This is a genomic window from Chryseobacterium sp. KLBC 52 (assembly GCF_003347605.1).
GTDB lineage: Bacteria > Bacteroidota > Bacteroidia > Flavobacteriales > Weeksellaceae > Chryseobacterium.
This window is the reverse complement of record NZ_QDFZ01000005.1, coordinates 22,320-34,117: the sequence shown is the minus strand read 5'-3', so window position 1 is coordinate 34,117 and position 11,798 is coordinate 22,320. Positions and strand designations below refer to the sequence as shown.

Here is an 11,798-nt window from a genome sequence, read left to right as displayed (position 1 = left end):
TGATGCAAATGTAGGATTTATTTTTAAAATGCAACGTTTTTTCAGATAATTTTTTGATAAAAATTCATAAGCTCTTTGGCAATGGGTTCGTCATTAAACTTCTGAACAAACTCGAAACCCTTTTCCTCACGGCGTTTTCTCTCAGATTCATTTTCCCAGAGAAATTTGATTTTCGCTCGGATATCCAGATTGTTGTCAGGATTCACATACACGGAGTCCTTTCCACCTGCTTCCGGGAGACAGCTGGTATTGCTTGTCACCACAACTGTTTTGGAGAAAAGTGCCTCAATGACAGGGATTCCGAAGCCTTCAAAGAAGCTCGGATAGACAAAAATATCTGCCAGTTTATAGAGACAAGCCAGCTCATCCATAGAAACGCCTTCCAGGAAAAGCACCTGCTGCTCCATTTTGTTTTTTTTCAGGAAATGTTCTATTTTCTGGTAATATTTGGTCTTTCTTCCCACCACAACCAGTGGAATTTCTGTACTGTTGATTGCTTTTACGACGTTCAAAAGGTTCTTACGATCTTCAATAGTTCCTACATTCAGTACAAACCTTTCGGGAAGCTTAAATTTCACTTTAACAGTTTCCATCAATTCAGGAGACTGCTGTTCTTTAAAAGCATGATGACATCCCTGATAAATAACTTCAATCTTAGTCTCAGGAACCTTTAAATATTGGATAATATCTCTTTTGGTCTGTTCTGAAATCGCAATGATTTTATCAGCGGTATCAGCGGCTTTTTTGAATTTCCAGAAATGGATTTTCCTGTCAAAAAAAGAATAATACTGCGGATATCTTACGAAGATTAAATCGTGAATGGTAACAACCTTTTTTATAGGTTTTGAATCCCATTTCAGAGGAAGTTCACCTGATAATCCATGGAAAATATCTGCTCCTTGTTTTTGGGCATCTTTACCCATTTTCAGCTGACGGGACAGGTTTCCTTTTGAGGTTTCAATAAAGTGAACATTAGTGCGTTCCAGGATATCTTTTCCGCGCTCCGATTTATTTTTATTGAGTAACAGATATTCGTTCTCCGGTTCATATTCGGAAAGGATTCTTACAAGATCTCTCGAGTAGTTTCCAAGGCCGGATGTATTGTGGAAAAACCGTTTTGCATCAAAGGCAATCTTCATCGTTCTATCTGTTTTTGAAATTCCTGAAATGTACCGAATGTATGTCCTTTTTCTTTCAACCATCCTACAAACCTATCAAATCTTTCCACCATATCTTTTCCTGAATTTTTTACAGTAAATCCAGGAAGTTTAAAGGCTTCATCTTTAATTTCTGCAAATTCCCAGGGATGGAAATAAATGTTCAGATACTGATCTTTTTTCAAACAATCCGAAGCCAGTTTTTTGTAGAAAAATAAAGGGAAATTGTGAAAGCTTAACCAAAACAAAGGAATCCTGAAATTAGGAGAAACCGAAGCCGGTACCTGAGTCACATTTCCTTCTTTGAAATAGGTTCTGGATACTTTTAAATTATTATATCTTCCTGGCAAAAACGTAGGATTGATAGAGGAATTGTAAGAATACCCTGCTCTTTCCACTTCTTTTTCATCCACAGGCATCATTCTCGGCATTCTTAATCCGGTAACCTTTGTGGAAAATAATTCTTCCAGTTTTTCTCTTGATTCCTTCAGGTGTTTATCTTCAAATTCTGAATGAAACCAGGTGTGAGAAGCCAGTTCATGACCTTCATGTAGCAACCTTTCAATAAGATGTTTGCTGTTTTCTGCAAAAACTACTGTGGAAAAAAAAGTAGCTTTAGCGTTATGTTTTTTAAGGATATCGAGAATTCTCTCTAATCCTGTCTGTGAAATTGAAATCTGCTTTTCAAAGGGAATTTCACCCTTATACTCTAATGGCATATCAAATTCTTCAATATCAAAACTCAATAAAACCATTCTAAAAATTTTTGTTTTTAATAATATAATTTGGTCTGTCTTTCACCTGTTTGAATATTTTACCTAAATAAATTCCCATGATTCCGAGGATGATCAGCTGAAGTCCTCCAAAGAAAACAATGGTCATAATTAAGGATGCCCAACCTGAAATCTCTGTTTTGGCAATAAATGAATGAATAACGTATGCTCCATATCCAATGACTGACAGTGCCGAGAATAAAAATCCCAGATAAGCCGCGAGATAAAGAGGTTTCACACTGAAAGCAGTGATTCCCGTGAAGGCAAAAGTAAACATCTTTTTAAGATTGTAGCTGCTTTTCCCTGAGAGTCTTTCCGCTGCAGTAAAGTCGATTCCTGTTTGTTTGAAACCCATCCAACTCGTTAATCCTCTAAGAAACAGGTCGTCTTCATTAAAATTTCTCATGACTTCAACGGCACTAGCATCCAGCAATCTGAAATCTGAGCCACCCCCTTTTGTTAAGTTAACATCTGAGAGGCTTGATAAAAGCTTATAAAATAGGTCTGATGTTTTTCTTTTAAAAAATGAAATCTCTTTGGGATATGTTCTAAAGGTAAAAACTACGTCATAGCCTTCTTCCCATTTCTGAATCATTTCAGGAATAAGCTCCGGCGGATGCTGAAGATCTCCATCCATAGAAATAACTGCATTTCCCAGCGCATTATCCATTCCAGCTTTTACAGCGGGCTGGTGACCAAAATTGCGGGAAAACTCGATGAATTTCACTTCATCATATTGACTGGAAAGTTCTTCTAATTTTTGTTGAGTATTGTCTCTGCTGCCATCATTCACAAATATGATTTCAAAGTCATAATTGTTCAAACCATCAAAAACTTCTTTGATTTTCTGATGGATCATGGCAACGTTTCCTTCTTCGTTATAAGCGGGAATTACAATTGAAATTTTCTTCATATGTATTAATTCAGGCTGTAATTTTTCTCAAAATCTTTAGTCAGAAGTTCATAAGTCACTCTCAACCAGATTACAATACAAGGTACGGCTTTTAATGAATATTTGATGATATAATTCTCTTTTACAAATTTCGGGAACAGATCCGAAGTGGAGAAACAGGTAAAAATAATGACAAAAACCAACAATCCAATGATCAATGGGGTTCTTTCTTTCTGAAGGAAAAACCAGATCAGTACTCCTACCACCGCAATAATATATGTTGGAGATTCTGAACTTGAACTGAACAATACCAGGAATAGTAATGTTGAAGCCAGAATCATCAATTGGAAAGCATAATGTTTGTATTGTTTAATTCTGATATAAGGTAAAGCAAAAAGAGGCAATCCGCCTGCTAAAAACACAAGGTTTGAAATGGATGCATCTCCTAAAATTCTTCTCACAAAGCCCATTAATGAGATATCCTGCATATTTCCTAACACCTGATTTTCGCTATTCTTTTCTACAATAGACTGAAACCAGTCCGAATAACACTGAATGACAAACTGCGGGCTTGAATAGGCCATCGGAAGTACAAAAAACAATAGGGCAATTCCAATTCCTGAAAGAATAAATTTAGTTTTATTTTTAATGAAGAAAAACTGCGTTAATCCTACGATTCCGTAGATTTTCACAAATATTCCTATTAAAATTGCGGTTACAGATTTCACTTCTTTTCTTTCGTAAATATAGACTGCAGATAACAGTAAAAGACCTGTCAGTGCTACATTGAACTGCAGACTTAAAGCCGCAGTAATGTATTCCTGAAGACAAAGCAATCCGAAAATCGCTTTCTTGCTGTCTGAAAAAGGCAGTTTATAAATTCCGTAGATAAAAATGAAAGTATTGGCAATATTCCAGAGTGAGATTCCCAGCCAATCCGGCATCATGGCAAACGGTGCAATCAATGCACTAAAAAATACACCATAATGGTTCAGATCAAAATAAAGATCAGGATAATGGATAAATAAGTTTTTCTGATGAATGGTATTAAAGAATACATTTTTAAAAATCAGATAGTTATTGATCGCATAATCTCCTCTCAGGTATTTGGAAATTGCTGTAACAACGGATATAATAAGATAAACCCCAAATATATATTTAGGGTTTAATAGTATTTTAAGAAATTTTTCTTTCAAGATTGTGGTATTAGATTAAAATATTAATCTTAAACAGCTACATTATTATCTCTCAATGCATCATTCAGAGATGTTTTCTTGTCTGTAGATTCTTTTCTCTGACCGATGATCAGGGCACATGGAACCTGATATTCTCCTGCAGGATACTGTTTTGTATAGCTTCCAGGGATAACTACTGAACGTGCAGGAACTCTTCCTTTGATTTCAATTGGTGTATCTCCTGTAACATCGATAATTTTTGTAGAAGCAGTCAGTACTACGTTAGCGCCCAATACGGCTTCTTTTTCTACGTGAACTCCTTCTACAACGATACATCTTGAACCGATAAAGCAATCGTCTTCAATGATTACCGGAGCAGCCTGTAAAGGTTCCAATACCCCACCGATACCAACACCACCGCTCAGGTGAACGTTTTTACCGATCTGTGCACAGCTTCCTACCGTTGCCCATGTATCTACCATTGTTCCGGAATCTACATAAGCACCAATGTTTACGTAAGATGGCATCATAATTACTCCAGGAGCAATGTAAGCACCTTCTCTCGCTACTGCATGCGGAACAACTCTCACTCCTTTTTCAGCATAACCTCTCTTCAAAGGCATTTTATCATGAAATTCAAACGGACCTACTTCAATAGTTTCCATTTTCTGGATCGGGAAATACATTACTACAGCTTTCTTTACCCATTCATTTACCTGCCATCCGTTTTCTGTAGGTTCTGCAGTACGAAGTTCCCCTTTATCAACTAAAGAAATAACTTCTCTGATCGCCTTCTGGCTGTCTTCATTCTGCAATAATTCTCTGTTGTCCCAGATATTTTCAATAGTTTGTTGTAACGACATGTTTCTTATTTAAAATTATACCGCCCAAAGATACAAAAAAGTTCAGCAAAACTGTTTTTAACATTATGTTTTAATAAAGCGTGAACATGCGCTTCACCCTCTTTTTGTAGGTCAGATACATTTGTCCGTGCTCTTTTAGGAGATACTCTTCTTCCATCCGTATTTGAATCTGCATTAAAATATTTCCGATCAGAAGAAAAGAAAAAGCAATGACAGTCGGGAATGCAAGGAAAAATCCGGCAAGGCTGACCGTCATTCCCAGAAATATAGGATTTCTTGAAAAACTGAATAATCTGTGGGTTATCAGTTTTGTTTTTGCTGAGTTATCAATTCCAATCCTCCATGAATTTTTCATTTGTAACTGTGCTATGATCACCCAAATCAAGGCGAAAATCATTAATACAATTCCTGCGTACTGAAAAATGTCATATTCCAGAATATTGATTTTAAAAGCAGAGAAAATGTCTTTCGGAAAAAATAAAAGAAGTATGGTATAGATAAACAAAGCAAATAAAACCAGCTTAAAATATAATCCCACCAATCCGTATGCGGAATCATCTTTGGGAAGAACATTAGGATTTTTACCAATTTGTTTAGCCACTTTGCAGCTAATGCCTACAAAAGAGACCAAAAAGAAAATGATGAAGTAAAAAGGGATAAAAAATCTGATGAAATCTGCCATTTGATAATAGTTTTGGGCAAATTTGCAAAGTTTCGTGATGCAATGCTATTGCAATGACAAGAATATTATTGATTTGCAGAAATGCGAAGCTGTAAACCTGGCAATTCCCCTCCACCGCAGGGGTGGCAAAAATTCAAAGAATTTTTGACGGGGTGGTTAAAGAATATAGTTATAAGTTTTGGCTAAAGCCAATTGATTGTTTGATTTTTCTATTGAACGGGCTAAAGCCCGTTTCTATTGAATTTCAACCCTTCCCTGCATGACAAAATATTAATTCCTGTTAGTACGTTTTAAAGATTTACAGAACTCTTTGAGCATGAAGGTAGGCCTTATTCCAGTATTTTTCATTCAGGGATGAAATGATTACACCTTTTGAGGTGGAAGCATGAATAAATTTCACTTCTCCGTCAGGACCAATATCATGAACAATTCCCACATGAGAAACTCTGCTTCCTCCGGCTGTTGCAAAAAACAACAGGTCACCTGGTTTTACATCCTTGATATCAATATTCTTTCCGGCATCGGCCTGATCAGAAGATCTTCTGGGAAGATTAAAATCATTTTCTTCAAATACTTTTACGGTAAATCCGGAACAGTCAAATCCTGACGAAGTATTTCCTCCGAATTTATAAGGTGTTCCGATATACTTTTCTGCATCTTTCAAAATATCATTGATGGATCTGGAAACACTGCCACTAAATTTTGAATCCAGTTTTCTGAGATTTTCAGCTTTCGCTACCGCCTTTGTATTTGATTTTTTGCTCGCAGAAACACTTTTCGAGGATCCGCAGGAAACCACAAAAACAGAGGCTGTCAGGACAACCACCATCTGTTTTACTTTTATTTTTTGTTGAAATAATTCCGTTCCCATATTCTTCTGATTTATAATTAATTAACAAAATCTACCACAAATATACATTTTATAATTTAATTACGATATAACTATACTACAACTATATGATAAATATATGTTAAAGTTTTGAATTTCATTATTTATCTGTATATTTGATTTCTATTTTGAAGATATGGCAACCTATGAAAGTGTAATCAAGATCACCGGAGCAGTGGGCGATCTGGTATTTTATACTCTGAATGGCAAAAATGTGGTTCGGAAGAAAAGCGGGTTCAATAAAGCTGCGTTTAAAAAAAATCCGTCCTATGAGAAAGTAAGACAGAATAGTTCTGAATTCGGGCATTGTTCCAAAATAGGGAAGATTATTAGGAAAAGCCTGGAAGTATATATTAAAGAAGCAGGTGATCCCCTCCTCTACCAGAAGTTTGCAAAGGTGATGACTACCATCAAAGATTTAGATACCCTTTCTGAAAGAGGAAAAAGAACAGTTGAAAATGGATTAAAGACTGAAGATGGAAGAAAACTCCTGAGAGAATTTCAATTAGGCACGTTTCATGATATTTCTGATTGTGTAAGAATGAAAGATCATGTTCTGTATAAAAATGAACTCTGTAGATCAGAATATGCTGTGATTATGACGATGAAACTGGATGCTGAAAATTATAGCATAGAAAGTAGTGAAGAAATAGTCCATTGGAATCAGCAACAAGACAAGTCTTTTAAAAAGTATTTCTCTGAAGATGACATTCTAATCTATTTTGTAGCATTAAAGAATGAAAATGATAAGATTACCCATATGGGATTTGTATAAATAAAAAAGTCTGCAGTATATTCTGCAGACTTTCTTGTTTTTATTTCTTTTCTCCTTTCCAGCTTCCTGATACGGAAGGTGTTGGAAGTGAGTTGGACCAGTTTCCGTTTCCTTTTTTTTCTGTTGTTAACGTCCCTTTGAAATCTCCTTGTGAAGGAAGTCCTACTCTGGCGTTAAGATCTCCTGTCTCACTTAAATTTCCGGTAATGCTGTAGTTTTCATTATTAACATCCGAATGCATTGTTCCTACCACTTTACCACTTTCATCTACCACAAAGTTCCAAACTCCTTTATCTGCTCCTTCATAGGAACCAGACCATGTTCCTACATAATCATAAATAGTATCATCATCAGAGCTGCAACCGATAAATAAAAACGCCGTTAATAAAAGTAAAAAAAGTTTCTTCATAGTTTCAGTAGTTTTATAACCTAAATCCTGTTATTCTCCTATACTTTTCTTCTAAAAATTCAGTCAGAGAGAATATTGCTTAATATGTATTATTTTTTTGTTCGTGCAAATCTACTAATTTTTTCATTCAAATTATCTGAATTTTAATTAGCGCCCAATATGTTTATTAAAAAACAACATATTTCGGCTAAAATACAAATATTTTTCAAACAAATAGAGTCTCTATAAATTTTGAGTTATTTTAAATTTATACGTAAAACTTGGTATTAATATGTTTACTATTCATTTACAATTAGTTTATACTAGATTTCAGCCCATTTGTCTTCTATTTTAAAGATATTTCTTACCTTAGTGAAAAATTTAACCTTTTCAAAAAATTACATGAAAACAAAAACATTATTTTTGGCAGCACTTGCTATTTGTGGAAGTTCAACAGCACAGGTTGGGATTAATACCGCCACTCCGAGTCATACTTTAGACGTAAATGGCCTGGTAAGAGTAAGAGGACTTTCAAATGCTGAAAAAAAGATTGTTGCGGCAGATGCACAGGGAGTTTTAACGCTTATTTCCCCTGAAGAAATTTTTGCTCCAAAGGCTATATTGAACACATCAACTTCTTCCAGTGAACAAAGACTCACAGTCTACGAAGGAAAATGTTTCCTACCTGGCGACAATGCTTCGTCCTGTACAGTTTCTGTAAACCATTACTCTTCTTGTGCGGGATTCAGTAACCCTGTAGACACTCAGATTATTGTAGGACAAGGAATTAATACAGGAAACGGACAATTTCTAGGAACATGGACAGCCCGATATGTCGACAATAAAGGATTTGCAAACACAGCTGCTGTGGCTAATCAGACAGCACCTGACTATCCCAGAATTTCTTATCCAAGTACCAATACAGTGAACTATTTAGGAAGTGGAAACTTTGCGGGTCAGTGTAATACGGATTTGGTCACTACCATCAACCAGACCACCGGAGATATAAAAGTAGAGTCTGTAAAGCGAAGCATGTACGCACACCTTGTGTACCTTATTAATATTGCCCGCTCCAGATCTTTATAATAGTTGATATTTGATTTCAAAAGGCAGCCGCAATATTTTCATTGTGGCTGTTTTTTTGTTAAAAAGAAAATCCTTAGCATTTTACATAAAAAGCCTCTACAAAAGAGGCTAAAAACTATTATTGGATGAATGAAAAACTTATCCCAAATGTATGAAATATCCTCACAGGCTTTTATGAGTGTAGTCATAATCCATTGTTTTCCATAGTTTATATCACACGTAAAGGCTAATTGATGATATCTCCCTTACTGTTTTCAAGTTTTTCGCGAAATTTTTGAAGATCTTCGGGAGTTGGTCTGTTCCATTCTGTAATTTCTCCGATAATTTTTAAGGGCATTTCCGAACGATAAGAACGGGTTGGATTGCCCGGAAATTTCTTATCTGTTACATTGGGATCATTTTCAAAACTTCCGGTGGGTTCTATAATATATACTCTTTCGGCTCCATCACCATTTGCCAGAGCAGCAGCTAGCCCTGCTCCATTGGCTAAAGCGGTGAAATAAATATGATTCATTTTGAATTCAGATTTATAATTAGAATTTCCTCCCGCTGTCAAGAAATCTCCCATGTGCAAGTCGGCTTTTGTTCCATGGTAAAAAGGGCCCTTATCAGAAGGATGATTTTGCACTAACTCTGACAATTCAGCATTTTCTTTTGATTTTTCAGTATCTCCTACATCATCATAGGATCTGGAAATATTCAGATAAAGAGAGGGCAAGGCACTTTTAACGGTATCATCATTAATTTTCAAGGCAAACTCTAAGGAAGTTTCCAGCCATTTCAACCGATCAGCAGTGGTTTTCTGATGACGTGATACATAATAAGCTGCCAGAAACTTTTCATGATCATCGGAAGCTTTCTCCCAGGCTTGTAAAAATAGTTGAGCTGCTTCTTCAGGCATTCCTTTGTCTTCAAAACCCATCCCTTGCAGACAAAGCTTGATCACAGGATTAAAAGGAGAAAATTCCATGTTTTATTTTTTTTTCAAATCTAGGGTATTCTGTTGGTATTTTTGGATTTAAAAATCCTGGGAAGTAAAAAGAATAGTAAAATTAAACAATAGAAATCACATAAAATCACTACTTTTTCCACAGTATTAAAAAGATTTTCATTTTTCATCCATGAAAAAACTGCAAAGAAATAATCCTTACAGTTTTTTTATGTGTTTTTAGAATCGCTGGACCTTAATAAAAAGCTGCTATCTTAATTTTGGAATTTTACAAAATCCAGATAAAAAGAAGGGTTTCCAGCGTTAAATGAAGCTGGAACTACTCCATTTGTTTTACCAGCTAACACAGTGTAGGTTCCTGGTGTAGCAAAATATAATACACGGTTCTGATCTCTTGGAAACATGAATGCAGCAGTGTTTGATCCACAGTAGCTTCTCCAGACATCACCAATACCATTAATATAAAAAAAGTAATCATTACAATCAGAATTGATAGCAACTCCACATCGGAAAAAATACCACCCTTTTGCAGGGATAGTGACCTGAACTCCCGTATTCAATCCTGCAGCTCCGGTTCCGCCCGTATAAGGATTTATCAATGTTCCGGTATATGGTGTCCAATTATTAGCGAACGCTGTAGTAACAGTGGAGGACCATGTTGCTAAACCATTGGCATCACTGGTGAGGACATACCCCAACTGCTGAGTACCATCTTTAATTTGAAGAGCACCATTGGTAGTCCCATTATCAATAATAACTTTTGCATTTGATGCGCCCGTGGGCACTGTATTGGTCCCCATCAGAACTTTTCCTGTACCATTAATACTTAAATTGTTTCCCGCCATTGCTATATCTGTAGCTTGTGAAAGGGTTCCTCCCAATTTTACATCTGTACCTGATAATGTAAGACCATTGCTTGCGGTAATGTTGTTATTAATAATCGTTGTTCCTCCGTTTCCGTTACCTCCGGCAAGTTCTGTAACAGTCATAAATCCTATTTGAGGATTCAACTGAGCTGTTCCTGCTCCTCCTAATCGTACTTTTACAGAGGTGTCAACTGTAGGCCTGTAAATAGCATAGGCCTCTGGCTGGCCTCCTATTGAAGTAGCAGGATAATTATTTATTGCATCAACAACACCGGTTGTACTGGAGGGAAGAACGGAATTATTTGAAGCATCAACCCATTCATAGACGAAGAAACCTCCAGCTAGTGAGAACTCTGTAGCATGCAATTGGCAACGGAGAACATAGGTTTTCCCGGCTTTCAAATTAAAAATACCAGCATTATAAGTAATATTATTGGTTGCAATTACAGAACCAAATGTAACATCCGATCCAGTAGATACTGTTTGAATAGCGTTTGGCTTTACTATAATATAATCTCCTGTAGAAGAACTTCCTTTTGAAAGTATTTCCCATGTAGAAGAAGCCCCCGTAAGCCCGGTATTGATTAACTCTACACTTTGATTTGCTGGGACAAGAACGTTGGGATTTCCATTAATAGTCTCTGGAGATGCAGAATTTACTGTAATACTAAAGTTTGTATTATTTTTAATCCTATAAATACGTCCTCTATAATTCCCGGCCCCACTGACTGCAGAAGGGAGATTAAACACAGCATTGGAGCTACCGTTATAAGAAACATGGAAATCTGATGAATTCAAATTATAAGAGTTTGTATTGACAGCATTATAATTTGCTGCTAATGATCCATTAATATCCATAGTGGAACCTGGATTTGCAGTATTAATACCAACATTTCCTGCCTGGGCAAAAGCAAAAGTTGGACTTAAAGCTAATACGGCTACAAATAATTTTGTATAAATTTTAACCATTCATTATTGTTTTACATATCGTAACTGATATTATGACGAGGTAAAGGTATGCTAATAGAGAGGTAAAAATTTTCCAAATGCAGTGGAAATACATGTACAGGTTTGTGGAAAAATATCCACAAACGTTCCTATCAAATAATAAGCTGTATGATATAACAAATCAGACAACTTAAAAAAATAAAATCCATTATCCCGGACTGGTAAGAGGTATATTTCATGTTAAAATATTTCAAATAGAATTTTAGAGAGAAAGAATAAAAATGTAAAGCATTTAAGGATCTTACATCTTCTTTTATATCTATGGCTTTTCCTTCTTTTTGGTCTCAGTGATTAA

Annotated in this window: 12 protein-coding genes; 2 read left to right on the top strand and 10 right to left on the bottom strand. The window is 35.8% G+C overall.

Going from position 1 to position 11,798, the window contains the following annotated elements:
* Window positions 1–41: 41 nt before the first annotated feature.
* The 7 genes from DDF69_RS06465 to DDF69_RS06435 all read right to left on the bottom strand — a co-directional run bounded on the left by DDF69_RS06465 (window position 42) and on the right by DDF69_RS06435 (window position 6,413).
* The gene (locus DDF69_RS06465; RefSeq protein WP_114820053.1) at window positions 42–1,139 is read right to left on the bottom strand and encodes a glycosyltransferase family 4 protein; all 1,098 of its coding nucleotides are present in this window, start codon (window positions 1,137–1,139) and stop codon (window positions 42–44) included.
* Window positions 1,136–1,912, bottom strand: coding sequence for a polysaccharide deacetylase family protein (locus tag DDF69_RS06460; RefSeq protein WP_114820052.1), 777 nt, complete (start codon window positions 1,910–1,912; stop codon window positions 1,136–1,138). Before DDF69_RS06460 ends, DDF69_RS06465 begins: the two co-directional genes overlap by 4 nt.
* A gap of 1 nt (window position 1,913) precedes the next feature.
* Window positions 1,914–2,843 (bottom strand): glycosyltransferase family 2 protein, encoded by a 930-nt coding sequence (locus DDF69_RS06455; RefSeq protein ID WP_114820051.1) that lies wholly within the window; start codon window positions 2,841–2,843, stop codon window positions 1,914–1,916.
* A gap of 5 nt (window positions 2,844–2,848) precedes the next feature.
* Complete coding sequence (locus DDF69_RS06450) at window positions 2,849–4,018, bottom strand: glycosyltransferase family 87 protein (protein ID WP_114820050.1); 1,170 nt, start codon at window positions 4,016–4,018, stop codon at window positions 2,849–2,851.
* A 29-nt stretch (window positions 4,019–4,047) separates the two neighbouring features.
* Entirely contained in the window at window positions 4,048–4,860 is an 813-nt protein-coding gene (locus tag DDF69_RS06445; RefSeq protein ID WP_034694413.1) for a 2,3,4,5-tetrahydropyridine-2,6-dicarboxylate N-succinyltransferase, read from the bottom strand.
* 70 nt (window positions 4,861–4,930) lie between these two features.
* On the bottom strand, window positions 4,931–5,542 hold the full coding sequence (locus tag DDF69_RS06440; protein WP_114820049.1) for a methyltransferase family protein: 612 nt from the start codon (window positions 5,540–5,542) through the stop codon (window positions 4,931–4,933).
* A gap of 298 nt (window positions 5,543–5,840) precedes the next feature.
* Window positions 5,841–6,413, bottom strand: a complete 573-nt coding sequence (locus DDF69_RS06435) for a C40 family peptidase (RefSeq protein WP_114820048.1) — start codon at window positions 6,411–6,413, stop codon at window positions 5,841–5,843.
* Between the two features lie 154 nt (window positions 6,414–6,567).
* On the opposite strand from DDF69_RS06435, the gene DDF69_RS06430 reads away from it, so the two are divergent.
* Window positions 6,568–7,206: a hypothetical protein gene (locus tag DDF69_RS06430; protein ID WP_114820047.1), complete on the top strand. Its 639-nt coding sequence runs from the start codon at window positions 6,568–6,570 to the stop codon at window positions 7,204–7,206.
* Between the two features lie 40 nt (window positions 7,207–7,246).
* Here the strand turns inward: DDF69_RS06430 and DDF69_RS06425 are convergent, their stop codons facing one another.
* Window positions 7,247–7,615, bottom strand: a complete 369-nt coding sequence (locus tag DDF69_RS06425; protein ID WP_114820046.1) for a hypothetical protein — start codon at window positions 7,613–7,615, stop codon at window positions 7,247–7,249.
* A 381-nt stretch (window positions 7,616–7,996) separates the two neighbouring features.
* Here DDF69_RS06425 and DDF69_RS06420 point away from each other — a divergent pair, with 381 nt between their 5' ends.
* Window positions 7,997–8,680, top strand: a complete 684-nt coding sequence (locus tag DDF69_RS06420; RefSeq protein WP_114820045.1) for a hypothetical protein — start codon at window positions 7,997–7,999, stop codon at window positions 8,678–8,680.
* A 226-nt stretch (window positions 8,681–8,906) separates the two neighbouring features.
* On the opposite strand, the gene arr is transcribed toward DDF69_RS06420, so the two are convergent.
* Together arr and DDF69_RS06410 are read right to left on the bottom strand one after the other, a co-directional pair.
* On the bottom strand, window positions 8,907–9,320 hold the full coding sequence (gene arr / locus DDF69_RS22490; RefSeq protein WP_410494287.1) for an NAD(+)--rifampin ADP-ribosyltransferase: 414 nt from the start codon (window positions 9,318–9,320) through the stop codon (window positions 8,907–8,909).
* A gap of 563 nt (window positions 9,321–9,883) precedes the next feature.
* The gene (locus tag DDF69_RS06410; RefSeq protein ID WP_114820043.1) at window positions 9,884–11,464 is read right to left on the bottom strand and encodes a hypothetical protein; all 1,581 of its coding nucleotides are present in this window, start codon (window positions 11,462–11,464) and stop codon (window positions 9,884–9,886) included.
* Window positions 11,465–11,798: the final 334 nt, after the last annotated feature.

What these genes read in the sequence shown, in the direction of transcription:
- DDF69_RS06465 (WP_114820053.1), bottom strand. Translation starts at nt 1,139, where the DNA reads ATGAAGATTGCCTTTGATGCAAAACGGTTTTTCCACAATACATCCGGC.
- DDF69_RS06420 (WP_114820045.1), top strand. Translation starts at nt 7,997, where the DNA reads ATGAAAACAAAAACATTATTTTTGGCAGCACTTGCTATTTGTGGAAGT.
- DDF69_RS06455 (WP_114820051.1), bottom strand. Translation starts at nt 2,843, where the DNA reads ATGAAGAAAATTTCAATTGTAATTCCCGCTTATAACGAAGAAGGAAAC.
- DDF69_RS06440 (WP_114820049.1), bottom strand. Translation starts at nt 5,542, where the DNA reads ATGGCAGATTTCATCAGATTTTTTATCCCTTTTTACTTCATCATTTTC.
- DDF69_RS06425 (WP_114820046.1), bottom strand. Translation starts at nt 7,615, where the DNA reads ATGAAGAAACTTTTTTTACTTTTATTAACGGCGTTTTTATTTATCGGT.
- DDF69_RS06460 (WP_114820052.1), bottom strand. Translation starts at nt 1,912, where the DNA reads ATGGTTTTATTGAGTTTTGATATTGAAGAATTTGATATGCCATTAGAG.
- DDF69_RS06410 (WP_114820043.1), bottom strand. Translation starts at nt 11,464, where the DNA reads ATGGTTAAAATTTATACAAAATTATTTGTAGCCGTATTAGCTTTAAGT.
- DDF69_RS06430 (WP_114820047.1), top strand. Translation starts at nt 6,568, where the DNA reads ATGGCAACCTATGAAAGTGTAATCAAGATCACCGGAGCAGTGGGCGAT.
- DDF69_RS06445 (WP_034694413.1), bottom strand. Translation starts at nt 4,860, where the DNA reads ATGTCGTTACAACAAACTATTGAAAATATCTGGGACAACAGAGAATTA.
- DDF69_RS06435 (WP_114820048.1), bottom strand. Translation starts at nt 6,413, where the DNA reads ATGGGAACGGAATTATTTCAACAAAAAATAAAAGTAAAACAGATGGTG.